Source organism: Trichococcus alkaliphilus (assembly GCF_003008695.1).
GTDB classification, from domain to species: domain Bacteria; phylum Bacillota; class Bacilli; order Lactobacillales; family Aerococcaceae; genus Trichococcus; species Trichococcus alkaliphilus.
The window spans coordinates 19,161-33,904 of record NZ_PXZT01000012.1; the positions used below are offsets into that span (position 1 = coordinate 19,161).

The following is a 14,744-nucleotide window of genomic DNA, read 5'->3' on the forward strand; positions in this document are numbered from 1 at the left end:
GGTCTTCACCGGGAAATAGCGCCCTGTGGCCGACCGAATACCCTGTGAAGCGGCCCTCGCCGGGAACCAGCACCCCGGAGCCGGCCGGAAACCCGGTGAGGCAGCTCTCACCGGAAAATTAAGCTCACTGGGGTTATCCGGGATATCCGGTAGACTTTTTTGATGCGCTTCAGTTCACGAATGGCCATCAAAAATGCTATACTGAATTTATTGAAACGTTTTCAAGAAAATCCGAAATGAAAGCTGGTATGACAATTGAAAAAAATAAACATCGGCAATTCAGGTCTTTTCGCATCAGAAATTTCGCTCGGCATCATGCGTATGAACGCTTTGACGCATGAAGAAGCGACAGCGGTCATCCGCACGGCAGTGGACAACGGGATCGACTATTTCGATCACGCAGATATTTACGGCAGAGGGACTTCGGAGGAAATTTTCGGAAAAGCCTTCAAGGAACTCGGCATCGCGAGGGACAGCGTGATGCTGCAGACGAAGTGTGGCATTATACCGGGTGTCATGTTCGATTTCTCCAAAGAACATATCATCGCTTCGGTGGAAGGCAGCCTGAAACGCCTGCAGACCGATTATGTGGATGCTTTGCTTTTGCACCGGCCGGATACTTTGATGGAACCGGAGGAAGTTGCGGAAGCCTTTGATGAGTTGCACAAATCAGGGAAAGTGCGCCACTTCGGCGTCAGCAACCAAAATCCGATGCAAGTCGAATTACTGAAGAAAGTCGTCACGCAGCCATTATTGATCAACCAATTGCAGCTCAGCCTGACGCATGCACCGATGATCGATGCAGGCTTCAACGTGAATATGATGAACAGTCCATCGTTCGTGCATGACGGTTCCGTTTTGGAGTATAGCCGCATCACGGACATGACGATCCAACCATGGTCGCCTTTCCAAGTCGGAAACGGGAAAAAGGGGCTGTTCTTCGATCATCCCGATTATGTGGAGTTGAATGAAAAAATCGAAGCGATGGCGGATGACAAGGGCGTATCCCGTGAAGCGATCGCAATCGCTTGGTTGCTGCGTCACCCTGCCAAAATGCAGCCGATTGTCGGCAGCATGAATCCGGAGCGCATCGCGGCCATCTGTAAAGCTTCCGATGTGGAGCTGAGCCGCACCGAGTGGTATGAGCTCTACAAGGCTGCAGGCAAAAAGTTACCTTAAACAAAAAGCACGCTATTTTGTAATGAAAAAAGACCGAGATTCCAAATGGAGTCTTGGTCTTTTTTCTTTAAATGAGCAGTACGAGGAGCAACAGACTGTATCATGGTCGAATGTAATTTTTGATCAAAAAGAAGAATCCGCTGTTTCGGCAGTCGTATCGGCTGGATCGAAGTCGGGAACAGTCTTCAATTTTTGCGCTTGATCGTACAGATCGAACTCGCCCGTCAGTTCCGTTGTAGCAATGGTTTTTTGATCAGTGTGCGTGACCGTGGAAAGATAGGAGAATGCTGTCATATAGAAGGTTTCGGCATCCAGACGGATAGCGATCTCGTAATCGGTCTGCTCGGATGGCAGGGTCTGGAACAGGTAGTTTATTTCTTTGTTCAGCGCATCATCGCTGCCGGAAAAGCTGAGCAAATACTCATCCCCTTCCAGTTCGAGGGTGCCGTATTCTTCAATGATTTGGCTCAGTTCGATAAACGTCTCCAGCGGATAAACCTGCAGACTTGCGAGCGGGACATCGGGCGTGGCATAAGCGGTCCAATCGCCATCGTCGGTCCGGATGTAACCCACTTCAGGCGTCACATAGAACTCGGATTTTGTTGCGGGATAGTCGCTGTTTTTGTCAATCCGCTTTCCATAACCGGTCTTTTCTTCTGGGAACAGCGTCGCATCAGCGGTTGTGTACTGCTCGTTCACCGCTGTAGCTCCATTCAGGTCTTCTTTTGTGGTCGTTGTGGTTAACGAGACGTATTGGTGATAGCTTTCAAGGTCGGCAGAACGGTTGATCAGGTTCTGCATGACTTCTTCCCCAGGTAGCGCAGTCGCGCAGGCGGAAAGCAGGAAGAGCGGAAGGAGCAGTAGCGCAGAAAGGATGATTTTTTTCAAGGGTGGTGCCTCCAAATCTATAGTAAAGGTTATGGGATTAGTCAGTTTGTTGGGGATCTGCCCGATTCGGGCAATCTTTTCTCATTGTACAAGAGAATCTGGGATTACGAAAGGGTTGAATTTCATATGGGAAGTGAGCCACAGAGAAAAACGCGGGTTTGCTATAGCAAGGAGACCATTCTATAATGAGAGCAACAGCTTTAAGAGGAATAAGACCGAGGTGATGAAAATGGATGAGGATTTTTTTAAAGAAGAAATCTATTATAGAGACCTTTATTACACAACCAAAGGAAAAGAGGAGTGTGCTCCCAACCATAGTTTCGGACCAACTGTCCGGGAATATTTTTTGATCCATATCATTATGAAGGGTAAGGGCTACTTCGAGATTGGCAACAGCCGGTTCAACCTGAAAGAAGGCCAATTTTTCATCATTTATCCGAACGTGATAACCTATTATCAAGCGGATGAAGAGGATCCTTGGGAATATTACTGGATCGGCATGCAAGGCGAGCAGTTGGAGGCCTTGCTGGAGGCCATCGGATTCCGGGTTTCGCATCCGGTGGGGAATGTGAAAAATTTCGGCCAAGTAAAAGAGATGATGCAGGAAATCATGGCGGCCAATCCATTCGATATCTTATCGCGGCTGCGGTTGCAAGGGCAATTGTACCTTCTGTTGAGCCTGTTGGGGCACGATCTGAACGGCACCGAAATCAAACAGATCGAGAAAATCAACAAAGGCGTCGAATATACAAAAAGGGCGCTTGAAATCATTAAAGACAGGTATCGGGATGTCGATTTTCAGATCGGTGACATCAGCCGGGAACTGTCTTTGAACGATTCCTACTTGACTTCGATTTTCCATAAAACGACAAACCGGACGCCCCATGAATATTTGATCGAGTTCCGTGTTTTCAAAAGCCGTGAATATCTGGAAACGACGGATCTCAGCATTGCCGAGATCGCTGAGAAGGTCGGCTACAAAAATCCTTTGAGCTTCACGCGTATCTTCAAAAGCAAGATGGAGATGTCTCCGAGGGCTTATGTAAAGAAAGTCAAAACGAAATAGTACAGCAAGGTAAACTGGACGACAAAGGTCGGGCCACTTGGCAACGCTGCAAAGCCGGTTCCGGGCAGGTCCGGCCTTTTTGCTTTAACAGCAATACCTTGAGGGCATACACGCTGATAATATTAAAATCAACAAAAAGGTATGTTTTTGTACGGCTGAATATCTATCGGACGCATCTTATATTTGGTATTATAAGGACATCAAAACAAGTAAACGTTTACAAATCGATTGTTTTTGAACAGTTCAGGTGCAATTTTTCTAGGGTCCAATAGTTTCTTTGTTTTAAACTATACAATTTTATAGATAAACGAAAAGGTGGAGAAGAGATGTTAAAGAATTGGAAGAAAGTATCATTGGCTACAGTATTGTTATCAGGACTTGTTTTAGGTGCGTGCGGAAACGGTTCCGAGGGTGGAAGCGATTCTGGTGAAGTGACGATCACTTACGGCATTTGGGACAAAATCCAACAACCGGGTATGGAAGCGATAGCGGAAGCTTTCGAAGCGGAAAATCCTGACATCCAGGTAAACGTTGAAGTGACACCTTGGGATCAATATTGGACCAAATTGGAAGCAGGCGCACAAGGCGGCAGCATGCCGGATGTATTCTGGATGCACTCCAATGAAATCGCGAAATACACGACTGGCGGCGTCCTGATGGATTTGTCGGAAACTTACGCAAACAGCGAATTGACTTCCTTGGATCATTTCCCGGAGGAATTGGTCGAACTGTATTCCGCTGATGATGCGCTCTACGGCATCCCGAAAGACTACGACACGATTGCGCTATGGTACAACAAAACGCTGTTCGACGCAGCTGGCGTTGCTTATCCGGATGAAACCTGGACTTGGGACACGATGTTGGCAGCCGCTCAAACGTTGAACGATCCCGACAACGGCGTATACGGCATTTTGGCTCCTTTGAACAGACAAGAAGGCTACCACAACTTCATCTTCCAGAACGGCGGCTACGTATTGTCCGATGACAAGACCGAATCCGGTTTCCGTTTGGACGAAACGATCGAAGCCGTGCAATGGTATGCGGATCTGAGCGTGAAACATGGCGTATCACCGACGCAAAGCCAATTTGCTGAAAATACGAACTTGTCCTTCTTCCAATCAGGACGTGGCGCGATGGGCTTCTTCGGCTCTTGGATGACAGGGGAAATGGCCAACAATGAATATACGGCTGCCAATGCTGATGTAGCGCCATTACCGCAAGGCAAACAAGCGGGAACAATATTCAATGGCTTGGCCAACTCCGTTGCGGCTTCAACTGAAAATGAAGAAGCAGCCCTGAAATTCGTCGAATTCCTGGGAACAGAGGAAGCGATGCGTCTGCAAGGCGAGAACGGCGCGGCTATCCCGGCTTATGAAGGAACAGAAGAAACATTCGTAAAAGCATACAGCCAATTCAATATGCAAGTCTATGTAGATCAAATGGAAAATGCCTACATCAAGCCTTACTCAGCAGAGACAGCCCGTTGGGAAGATGTCGAAAACAATGCTTTGATGCCTGTATTTGACGGTGCAACGACTGTTAAAGATGTGGCTGCAGACATCGTCTCCGGTGTTGAAGAAGTCTTGGCGAACGAAAAATAATAAAATAGAAGGCCGCTTATGGGGAACACTCCCATAAGTGGCTTTCAATATATATAGAGGTGAAAGTGATGAAATCGGATATAGCAATCCCTAAAGAAAAAACGCTCCGCACCGTGACCGCAAAGGAACGCAAAAGAAAAATGGCACTGTGGGGCTGGTTTTTTATCGCCCCAACATTTATCGGACTTTTGATCCTGAACGTCATCCCGTTATTCCAGTCGCTTTACATGAGTTTCCAGAATGTGAGTACATTCGGCACTTCAACCTTTGTCGGGATGGACAACTATCTGCAGATGCTGCAAGATCCTGAATTCTGGCAATCATTGAAAAATACCTTCTTCTACGCCGCTATCCAAGTGCCCATCACAATGATCCTGTCGCTGTTCTTTGCAGTACTGATGAACACGAAGATAAAAGCGGTCGGACTGTACCGTACCATCTTCTTCCTGCCGATGATCGCCGCTCCGGCAGCCGTGGCCATGGTTTGGCGCTGGTTGTTCAATTCGGAATACGGCTTGCTTAATGCGGTGCTGGATAAACTTGGCTATTCCGGATCCATTATGTGGATCACCGATCCTGATGTGGCAATCTGGTCCATCATCATCGTCGGAATCTGGACGAATGTCGGCTACAACATGATCCTGCTGTTGGCGGGTCTGAAGGAAATACCCAAAGAATATTATGAAGCAGCTGTTGTGGATGGCGCCGGACCGTTGAAGCAATTCTTCGCGATCACGCTGCCGTTGCTTTCGCCGCAACTGTTCTTCGTTTCCGTAACAAGTGTCATCAGTGCCCTGCAGGTGTTCGATGTCATCTTCATGATGTTCGACCGCACGAACTTGGCGCTGAAGAGCACGCAATCGCTCGTGTACATGTTCTTCAATGAATCATTCGTGCTCAATGACAAAGGCTTCGGTTCGGCTGTCGCCATCTCATTAGTATTGATCATCATGGCGATCACCGGCATCCAGCTGTTGGCGCAGAAAAAATGGGTCACCTACGATTAGGAGTGAATAGATATGCAGACAAAAATGAATAAAACGACGGCACTGATCCACATCGTGCTGATCATCGGATCCTTGCTGATGGTCGTGCCGTTCTTATGGATGGTCCTGACTTCGGGAAAAACAATCAGCGAATCCACGCAGATACCGCCGCAAATTTTCCCGGAAGCATTCCAGATTGAGAACTATAAAGCAGTATGGAATTCCTTGCCGTTCGTAAGCTTCTACCTAAATACAGGGTTGATGATTGCCATCAGGGTATTGACCTCGACAATCTTCAGCGCGATGGCGGCCTTCGCGGTTGCGAAACTGTCGTTCCCAGGAAAAAACCTGTTTTTCGTAATCGTCCTGACGCAGATGATGATCCCTTCGCAGATCTATCTGACGCCGCAATATTTGCTGGTCCAGAATCTGGGGCTGCTGAACACAATCTCAGCCTTGGTCATCCCGGGCATCGTCTCCGCTTTCGGGACCTTCCTGCTTCGCCAATTCTTCATGAAGCTGCCTGATGAATTGATGGAAGCCGCCACGATCGATGGCGCATCGATCTGGCAAGTGTTCTTCCGCATCTACATGCCGCTGGCGCGTTCCGGCTTGGTGGCCTTGGGGATCTTCACGTCGCTCTTTGCCTTCAAGGACTTGATGTGGCCGTTGGTCGTCAACATGTCCCAGGACAAAATGACGCTGTCGGCTGGATTGGCCAGCCTGCAAGGGCAATTCACGACCAATTATCCGCAGCTGATGGCCGGTTCGGTCATCGCGATCATTCCGATGATCATCCTTTACATCATATTCCAAAAACAATTCATCGAAGGCATCGCTACAACCGGTGGGAAATAAATAAAAGCTGAGCGGGTTCGTTCAGCTTAACGATATTTGAGAATGAGGTAACTGTAATGAAGATAAAAAACGAAGCGATGCTGATCACTTATCCGGACAGTCTGGGCAATAACCTGAAGGATCTGGAACACGTGCTGGACACCCATCTGAAAGGGGTCGTCGGCGGCGTACACATCCTGCCGTTCTTCCCATCATCAGGCGACCGCGGCTTTTCGCCGATGGACTACACCAAAGTGGATGAGCAGTTCGGCGATTGGGATGATATCAAACGCATCAGCGAAAAATACTACATGATGTACGAATTCATGCTCAACCACATTTCCGCACAATCACCCTATTATTTGGACTTTCTGGAGAAGAAAGAGGAGTCGCCATACAAGGACTTCTTCATCCGCTACAACGACTATTGGCCGGAGAACAGACCGACTGAAGCGGACATCGACCTGATCTACAAACGCAAACCCAAAGCGCCTTTCGTGGACGCCCATTTCAAGGACGGCACGACGGAAAAAGTTTGGTGCACGTTCTCGGAAGAGCAGATCGATCTGAACGTGAAGACCGAAGCGACGCGCCAATTCATCAAGGATACCTTGAGTTTTCTGGCGGACAAAGGGGCTTCGATCATCCGCTTGGACGCATTCGCCTACGCCATCAAGGAATTGGATACGAATTGCTTCTTTGTGGAACCCGAAATCTGGGAGATGCTGGAATACGCAGTGGAAATCCTGAAACCCTATGATGTGACGGTCCTTCCCGAAATCCATGAGCACTACACAATCCAGCAAAAAATCGCCGAAAAAGGCTTTCCGGTCTATGATTTCGCCTTGCCGATGCTCGTACTGCACGCACTATACAGCGGCAAAGCGGCGAAACTGCTGCATTGGCTGGAGATCTGCCCGCGCGACCAGTTCACGACCTTGGACACGCATGACGGCATCGGTGTCGTCGACGTGAAGGATCTGATGACCCAAGCAGAAGTGGACTTCACAGTGGAATCCCTCTACGAAAAAGGCGCCAACCTGAAGCGGATCTACAGCTCGGAAGCCTACAACAATTTGGACATCTACCAGATCAACTGCACGTACTATTCAGCTTTAGGAAACAACGATGCCGCCTACCTGTTAGCGCGGGCAATCCAGTGCTTCACTCCCGGGATTCCGCAGATCTATTACGTAGGCTTGTTGGCTGGCGAAAACGATCTGGAGCTGCTGGAGAACAGCAAGGAAGGCCGCAACATCAACCGTCACTACTATAGCTTGGACGAAATCGGACAAGAAATCGAGCGGCCGGTCGTAAAAGACCTCTTCCGCTTGCTGTCTTTCCGCAATACGGCCAAAGCTTTTGACGGAAATTTAGAGATAACCAAGATAAACGACGGCGCCTTCACTTTAACGTGGGTCCTTGGCGAAGAGGCGGCCAGCCTGACGGTTAACCTGCCTACAAATACATTCTCGATCCTTCACCGGACTGCATCAGGGGAAGAACAAATATTTTAGCCAAAATGAATAGAGCCAAGGAGTGATGACTGTGACGATAACATTTGATGAAAGAAAAAAATATTTCCATCTGCAGAACGAAACAGTGAGCTATGTGATTGCACTGGAAGAAGAAAAATATGTATCCCATCAGTATTGGGGAAAGAAACTCAACAGTTTTTCCCAAGTGGCTGACTATCCGCGCCAAGACAATGCCTTTGCACCCAATCCGTCCGAGGTCCCTGGCCGTGTGTTTTCGTTGGCGACCTTGCCGCAGGAATTCCCGGGCAACGGCAGCGGCGATTTCCGGGAATCGGCATTCGAATGCCTGTATCCCGATCAAACGACCGTCAGCCTGCTGACTTACAAGAGCCATGAAATAGTGGCGGGCAAGCAGCCGCTGCAAGGCTTACCGCAGACCTATGAAACAACGGAAGAACCGGCGGAAACGTTGTTGCTTACCTTGGAAGACACCGTCACAAAGGTGGAAGTCGTTTTGAGCTACACCCTGTTCCGCGACTATCCGGTGCTGACGCGCTCGGCCAGTTTCCGCAACAACGGGGCTGGAGATATCCATCTGAACAAAGCCCTGAGCATGTCCATCGATTTCCCCGATGATGCTTTCGATATGATCCAATTGCCTGGTGCCTGGGGAAGGGAACGCCAAGTCGTGCGCACGCCGCTTGTCCGCGGCATCCATACGCTCGACAGCAAGCGCGGAACCACGAGCCATGCCTATCAGCCGTTCGTGGCTCTGGCGGAGAAAACGGCGACGGAAGACCAAGGAGCGGTCTACGGTTTCCATTTCGTCTACAGCGGCGAATTCAGGGCCAATGTCGAAGTCGACACCTACGCGCAGACCCGTGTCCAGATGGGAATCAATCCGGCCCACTTCCAATGGCGTTTGCCTGTCGGAGAGACGTTCCAGACGCCGGAAGTCGTGTTGGCTTATAGCGAAAATGGCCTGAATGGCCTGTCGCAGACACTGCATCCCTTCTACCAGAAGCATCTCGTGCGGGGTGAGCATCAATTTGCGGAGCGCCCAGTTCTCATTAACAACTGGGAAGGCACCTACTTCGATTTCACAGCCGAGAAGATCGAGGCCATGGCCGATGAAGCGGCTGCTTTGGGAGTCGAATTGTTCGTACTGGACGATGGCTGGTTCGGCAAGCGGGATGATGATTATTCCTCGCTGGGGGATTGGCATGTCCACACCGCGAAATTGCCGGCTGGATTGAAGCAACTCGCAGAAAACATCAAAGCGAAGGGCTTGCTGTTCGGGCTGTGGTTCGAACCGGAAATGATCTCCGAAGACAGCGACCTCTACCGAGCCCATCCGGATTGGTGCATCCATACGCCAGGACGGGAAAAATCGCTGGGCCGCAGCCAATACGTGGTCGATTTCAGCCGCAAGGAGGTCCGCGACAATATCCTGGCGCAGATGATGCAGATTCTGGATGAAGTGCCGATCGATTACATCAAATGGGACTACAACCGCAACATGACCGAAATCGGGACTGCTGCTCCAGGCGCGTTGCCGGGGGAAGTGTTGCACAAATATATGTTGGGACTTTATGAAGTGATGGAGGCGTTGGTTACGAAATATCCGCACATCCTCTTCGAAAGCTGCTCAGGCGGCGGCGGACGCTACGATCCGGGTATCCTCTACTATATGCCACAGACTTGGACCAGCGACAACACCGATGCGGTGGCGCGTCTGGAAATCCAGTACGGCACCAGCCTCGTCATGCCGATTTCGAGCATGGGTTCGCACGTATCAGCCATTCCGAATCACCAAGTGTACCGTATGACTTCGATGAAGATGCGCGGGGATGTGGCGATGGCCGGCAATCTGGGCTACGAACTGGATGTCACGACGCTTTCCGAAGCAGAGAAACAAGAGATGAAGGAGCAGATCAGCTTCTACAAGGAACACCGCGGACTTGTCCAATATGGTGTCTTCCACCGCATCCTCAGTCCTTTCGAAACGCAAAACGAGGCCGCTTGGATCTTTGTGGGTCCTGATAAAGACGAGGCGCTTTATTTCTACTACCGGGTTCTCGACCGGGCCAACCTGAAGAAGAAAAAAGTGATGTTCAAAGGCTTGGATTCCGCTAAATTCTACACCGTCAGCGGGTATGAAGGGGTTATCGGCGGCGATGAGCTGATGAACCGGGGGCTCTATCTGAAGGATGCCCTGCACGGCGATTACCAAAGCGTTTGTTTGGTGCTGAAGGAAACACAATCAGTTTAAAATGCAAAAAAAGCAGAAGGCTGTCTCGAAAATGAGATAGCCTCTGCTTTTTTGTTAGTCCAAATATTCTTTTTCGAAAGTCTTCGTGCTGCGCACGGTATCGAATTGACGGACCAAGCCTTCTATTTCTTCGCGGGAATCACGGAATTTAGGCGGCAAGGCCAATCGTTCGCCCAACGTCTCGTAAGGCTCTTCATCATCGATGAACCCCGGGCCTTCCGTCGCAAATTCGAAGAGGATGCCCTGCGCGATATTGGCGTAGAGCGATTGGAAGTAGAAACGGTCGACATAGCCGGAGATCGGGAAACGGTAAGCGCTCATATGTTCGATCCATTCTTCCAAATCTTTGCGGTCCTTCACGCGGAAAGCCATGTGGTGGACGCTGCCGAAACCTTGCTGCGCTTGACCCAGCACCTCATTGTGCTCCACGATCATGCGGCCGCCGTTTCCGCCTTCGCCCACTTCGAAGAGATGGATGTCGCCATCGGAAGCGGCATGGCGGAAGCCCAGGACAGACTCCACTACTTGCTTGTAGAAATTGAAATCAGCGATGCGGACGAAAATCGGTCCCAAACCGCGGATGCCGTATTCATTCGGAACAGGGCCTTTTTGCCATGGAATCCCGGGAGCCACGCCGGCATCCGACTCATCCGAAACCAACTGGTAGAGCTGCTCATCGAAATCCTGGAAGTCGAGCACCCGACGGCCGAATTGCTCATAAATGTCGGAATGCGTAACGTTATATTTATCGAAACGTTTCACCCAGTAGGCCAGGGCTTCATCTGAAGGGACGCGCAGGCCGGTCTTGAAGATTTCATTGGTCCCTCTGACGGCTTTCGGAATCCCTGGGAAATCGAAGAAAGTCATGTCGGTGCCGGCGCTGCCGCGATCATCGGCGAAGAAAAGGTGATAAGTCTGGATGTCGTCCTGGTTGACGGTTTTTTTGACCAAGCGCATGCCCAGGATGTTCGTGAAGAAGGCATAGTTCTTTTCGGCGCTGCTTGTGATGGCGGTGACGTGGTGGATTCCTCTTAATGTGTTCATGGATCGTTTCCTCATTTCGTTATGTATTCTGTTTCGTATATTCCTAATTCGAGATATATAGACAAAAAAAGAAATCAGCAATCAGCTAACTTAATGTCAGTATAACGGCGACCGATTCAAGATGCAAGCATTTCGTCCCGCAAGGAAGAAAGCGGCGCTCAGGAGGTGTCACAAAAGGCAAATGTAGGAGAAGCGTGTATAATGAGAAGAGCGAAAAGCATTTTGTAGACTACAACAAATCTAGAATGAACGAGAGGCAGTGAGCGAATGGCAGGAAATGGATTGATAATGCAATATTTTGAATGGTATTTGGATGATGATGGTCAATTATGGAATCGCCTGAAGGAGGATGCAAAACATCTGAAGGAACTGGGCATTACGGCTGTCTGGACTCCTCCGGCCTATAAAGCGACAGGGACGAACGATACAGGCTACGGCGTCTACGATCTCTATGATTTAGGTGAATTCGACCAAAAAGGGGCCGTCCGCACAAAATACGGAACCAAGGAAGAGTACTTGGCTGCGATCGAAGCACTGCATGCGGAAGGAATCGCCGTCTATGCCGACGTTGTCCTGAACCATAAAGCCGGCGCTGATGAAACGGAACGCTTCCTTGCTTATGAAGTGGATCCCGACAACCGTCAGGAAAAGCAGACAAAAGCATACGAAATCGAAGGCTGGACGAAATTCACGTTCCCGGGTCGCGGCGACAAATATTCCGACTTCAAATGGTCCTGGGAGCATTTCACCGGAACGGACTTCAATAACGAGAACGGCAAAGAAGCCATCTACATGATCAAGGGCTTCGAAAAAGGCTGGACGGAAAACGAGAGTGTCGACAGCGAATACGGCAATTATGATTATTTGATGTATGCCGATATCGACTACGGCCATCCCGCGGTCGTCGAAGAAGTCAAAAAATGGGCGGACTGGTACATCAAGGAAACCGGCGTCGATGGCTTCCGCTTGGATGCCATCAAACACATCAATGACCATTTTGTGCAGGAGTTCGTTGAGACGATCCGCGCGCAGCATGGCGATGATTTTTATGTGGTCGGCGAATATTGGAAGTACCGTTATGGAACAATCAAGGAATACTTGGAAGCGACCGACTTCTCTTTGGATCTGTTCGATGTCCCCTTGCACCAGAATTTCCACGTCGCATCCCAGCAAGGCAAGGATTACGATCTGCGTGAATTGTTCAAGGAAACGCTGGTGGCCAAAAACCCGACCCATGCGGTCACGTTTGTCGACAACCACGATTCGCAACCGGGTCAAGCCTTGCAGTCCTTTGTCGAGCCTTGGTTCAAACCGTTGGCTTACGGCGTGACGCTTTTGCGCGAACAAGGATTTCCGTGCCTGTTCTACGGCGATTACTACGGCATAAAAGGTGCGAATCCAATCGACGGCCAACAAACGTTCCTGGATAAACTGCTTTATCTGCGCGCGAACCATGCTTACGGCGAACAGCGTGACTACTTCGACCATAGCAACTGCGTCGGCTGGACCCGTTTGGGCAATGAAGAGCATCCGTACGGTTTGGCGGCAGTCATTTCCAACAGTGAAGAAGGATTCAAGGATATGTACGTGGGCGAACAGTATGCCGGCCAGACATTCGCTGACTACACAGGCAACCGCGAAGACAGAGTCGAAATCGCTGAGGACGGCAATGGGCGTTTCCCTGTCAAAGCCGGTACGATTTCGGTCTGGGTGAAGGACGGCATCTCACCAGCGGAAGCATTCGATGCGGATGCGGTGGAAGAATAACTTTTTACCGAACAACTGCGGGCGAATAGATTGAAGCGAAAACAATAGCCACATAAATGAAGGAGGTGTCTCATGGAGGCACCTCCTTCATTATTGGTCGAGAGCGCTCTTCTCCCGTGAAGGGAGGCTTCGCCGAAGTTCGGCCCACATTCTGCTGGTGTCCTCCGATGAAGGCTGCTTCGTCGTAGTTGAATGCGATCATTGTCGGCGTGCTCCGGTCGGAAGGTCCTTCACCGGAGCTGCGCACTCCTCCAGCCAAAACACGCAAATACATGCATAAGAAAAAGGCTGTCCTCAAAATGAGCGACAGCCTTTTTCTATGGGGGGAGGGTAGGTTAGAACTGGTAAGCGTCATTAAGGTGATGCCGGCCATCCTCTGGTTAAGGGATGGTGATCACATCTTGGGATTGCTTGTCGAAGAAGTGGGACTTGTTCATGTTGAAGGCCAAATCAATGACCTCGCCTGGCGAATGGAAATCGCGCGCGTCCACACGGGAAATGAATTCTGTTGCGCCGACTTTACTATAAAGCATGGTTTCAGCACCCAATAATTCGGATACGACCACTTCCGCTTTGACAGCCCAAGTCGGGTTGGTTTCAAGAACGATCTGCTCACTTTGGATATCTTCCGGACGGATGCCGAAGATCAATTCTTTGCCGTTGTAGCCTTTTTCTTCCAAGACTCTGCGTTTTCCGGCCGGTAAAGCCAATTTAAGCCCTTCGCCGTTCGTGATGACGCCATCCTGCAAAGTTACGTTGAAGAAGTTCATGGCAGGCGATCCGATGAATCCAGCTACGAACACATTTACTGGTGTATCGTAGACTTCTTTCGGGCTGCCGATTTGTTGCACAAAGCCGTCCTTCATGATGACGATGCGATCCGCCATGGTCATCGCTTCGGTTTGGTCATGGGTTACGTAGATGGTTGTCGTGTTCAGGCGACGGTGCAATTTTGCGATTTCAGCACGCATGGCCACACGCAATTTTGCATCCAAGTTTGATAAAGGCTCATCCATCAGGAAGACTTTTGCGTCACGCACGATTGCGCGACCCAAGGCGACACGCTGTCTTTGACCACCGGATAAAGCTGCCGGTTTGCGGTCCAAGTATTCCGTCAACCCCAGGATGTCAGCTGCATTATCAACACGTTTTTTGATTTCATCTTTGCTGTACTTTCTCAGTTTCAGACCGAACGCCATGTTGTCGAATACGGTCATATGCGGGTATAGTGCATAGTTCTGGAACACCATTGCGATATCACGGTCTTTCGGTGCAACGTCGTTCATGACGGTATCGCCGATGACCAATTCGCCTTCCGAAATATCTTCCAGACCGGCGATCATGCGCAGTGTCGTTGACTTTCCGCAACCGGAAGGACCGACAAAGACGATGAATTCGCGATCTTTGATTTGTAAGTTGAAATCTGTCACTGAGTAATTAGGGGAATTGTCATATTTTTTATGGATGCTGTTCAACTGGATCTCTACCATTTTATTTGTACCTGCCTTTTGATTTTTTTTTGGTTTTCTTTTATGTCCTTATCTTATTTGAAAGCGGATTCCATAACCACGGGAAACTGCCCAAAAAAAGTGACAGGTTTTTGTGCACTATGCCGAAGGCGCTTTC

Annotated in this window: 11 protein-coding genes; 8 read left to right on the forward strand and 3 right to left on the reverse strand. The window is 49.7% G+C overall.

Annotation, left to right across the window (positions count from 1 at the left end):
* Window positions 1-255: 255 nt before the first annotated feature.
* Window positions 256-1,179, forward strand: coding sequence for an aldo/keto reductase (locus C7R73_RS10075; protein WP_106450397.1), 924 nt, complete (start codon window positions 256-258; stop codon window positions 1,177-1,179).
* Window positions 1,180-1,302: 123 nt separating this feature from the next.
* On the opposite strand, the gene C7R73_RS10080 is transcribed toward C7R73_RS10075, so the two are convergent.
* The gene (locus tag C7R73_RS10080; RefSeq protein WP_161525925.1) at window positions 1,303-2,067 is read right to left on the reverse strand and encodes a DUF6612 family protein; all 765 of its coding nucleotides are present in this window, start codon (window positions 2,065-2,067) and stop codon (window positions 1,303-1,305) included.
* A 229-nt stretch (window positions 2,068-2,296) separates the two neighbouring features.
* On the opposite strand from C7R73_RS10080, the gene C7R73_RS10085 reads away from it, so the two are divergent.
* The 6 genes from C7R73_RS10085 to C7R73_RS10110 all read left to right on the forward strand — a co-directional run bounded on the left by C7R73_RS10085 (window position 2,297) and on the right by C7R73_RS10110 (window position 10,307).
* Window positions 2,297-3,133, forward strand: coding sequence for an AraC family transcriptional regulator (locus tag C7R73_RS10085; protein ID WP_161525926.1), 837 nt, complete (start codon window positions 2,297-2,299; stop codon window positions 3,131-3,133).
* Between the two features lie 326 nt (window positions 3,134-3,459).
* Window positions 3,460-4,734, forward strand: coding sequence for an ABC transporter substrate-binding protein (locus C7R73_RS10090; protein WP_106450400.1), 1,275 nt, complete (start codon window positions 3,460-3,462; stop codon window positions 4,732-4,734).
* A gap of 140 nt (window positions 4,735-4,874) precedes the next feature.
* Window positions 4,875-5,741 (forward strand): carbohydrate ABC transporter permease, encoded by an 867-nt coding sequence (locus C7R73_RS10095; protein WP_205076511.1) that lies wholly within the window; start codon window positions 4,875-4,877, stop codon window positions 5,739-5,741.
* A gap of 12 nt (window positions 5,742-5,753) precedes the next feature.
* Window positions 5,754-6,578 (forward strand): carbohydrate ABC transporter permease, encoded by an 825-nt coding sequence (locus tag C7R73_RS10100; RefSeq protein ID WP_106450402.1) that lies wholly within the window; start codon window positions 5,754-5,756, stop codon window positions 6,576-6,578.
* Between the two features lie 56 nt (window positions 6,579-6,634).
* Window positions 6,635-8,074 carry a sucrose phosphorylase gene (gene gtfA / locus C7R73_RS10105; protein ID WP_106450403.1) on the forward strand — a complete coding sequence of 480 codons (1,440 nt, stop codon included), beginning with the start codon at window positions 6,635-6,637 and terminating at the stop codon, window positions 8,072-8,074.
* A gap of 31 nt (window positions 8,075-8,105) precedes the next feature.
* Window positions 8,106-10,307 (forward strand): alpha-galactosidase, encoded by a 2,202-nt coding sequence (locus tag C7R73_RS10110; RefSeq protein WP_192875261.1) that lies wholly within the window; start codon window positions 8,106-8,108, stop codon window positions 10,305-10,307.
* Window positions 10,308-10,361: 54 nt separating this feature from the next.
* Here C7R73_RS10110 and C7R73_RS10115 read toward each other — a convergent pair whose 3' ends face one another.
* A complete protein-coding gene (locus C7R73_RS10115) occupies window positions 10,362-11,351 on the reverse strand; it encodes a VOC family protein (protein WP_106450405.1) in 990 nt (329 codons plus the stop codon).
* 267 nt (window positions 11,352-11,618) lie between these two features.
* On the opposite strand from C7R73_RS10115, the gene C7R73_RS10120 reads away from it, so the two are divergent.
* Window positions 11,619-13,118: an alpha-amylase gene (locus tag C7R73_RS10120; RefSeq protein WP_106450406.1), complete on the forward strand. Its 1,500-nt coding sequence runs from the start codon at window positions 11,619-11,621 to the stop codon at window positions 13,116-13,118.
* A 380-nt stretch (window positions 13,119-13,498) separates the two neighbouring features.
* Here the strand turns inward: C7R73_RS10120 and C7R73_RS10125 are convergent, their stop codons facing one another.
* Window positions 13,499-14,608, reverse strand: coding sequence for an ABC transporter ATP-binding protein (locus C7R73_RS10125; protein ID WP_106450407.1), 1,110 nt, complete (start codon window positions 14,606-14,608; stop codon window positions 13,499-13,501).
* Window positions 14,609-14,744 lie beyond the last annotated feature (136 nt).

Excerpts from the sequence above, each read along its gene's own strand:
- C7R73_RS10095 (WP_205076511.1), top strand. The coding sequence starts at position 4,875 with ATGGCACTGTGGGGCTGGTTTTTTATCGCCCCAACATTTATCGGACTT.
- C7R73_RS10125 (WP_106450407.1), bottom strand. The coding sequence starts at position 14,608 with ATGGTAGAGATCCAGTTGAACAGCATCCATAAAAAATATGACAATTCC.
- C7R73_RS10115 (WP_106450405.1), bottom strand. The coding sequence starts at position 11,351 with ATGAACACATTAAGAGGAATCCACCACGTCACCGCCATCACAAGCAGC.
- C7R73_RS10120 (WP_106450406.1), top strand. The coding sequence starts at position 11,619 with ATGGCAGGAAATGGATTGATAATGCAATATTTTGAATGGTATTTGGAT.
- C7R73_RS10085 (WP_161525926.1), top strand. The coding sequence starts at position 2,297 with ATGGATGAGGATTTTTTTAAAGAAGAAATCTATTATAGAGACCTTTAT.
- gtfA (WP_106450403.1), top strand. The coding sequence starts at position 6,635 with ATGAAGATAAAAAACGAAGCGATGCTGATCACTTATCCGGACAGTCTG.
- C7R73_RS10090 (WP_106450400.1), top strand. The coding sequence starts at position 3,460 with ATGTTAAAGAATTGGAAGAAAGTATCATTGGCTACAGTATTGTTATCA.
- C7R73_RS10100 (WP_106450402.1), top strand. The coding sequence starts at position 5,754 with ATGCAGACAAAAATGAATAAAACGACGGCACTGATCCACATCGTGCTG.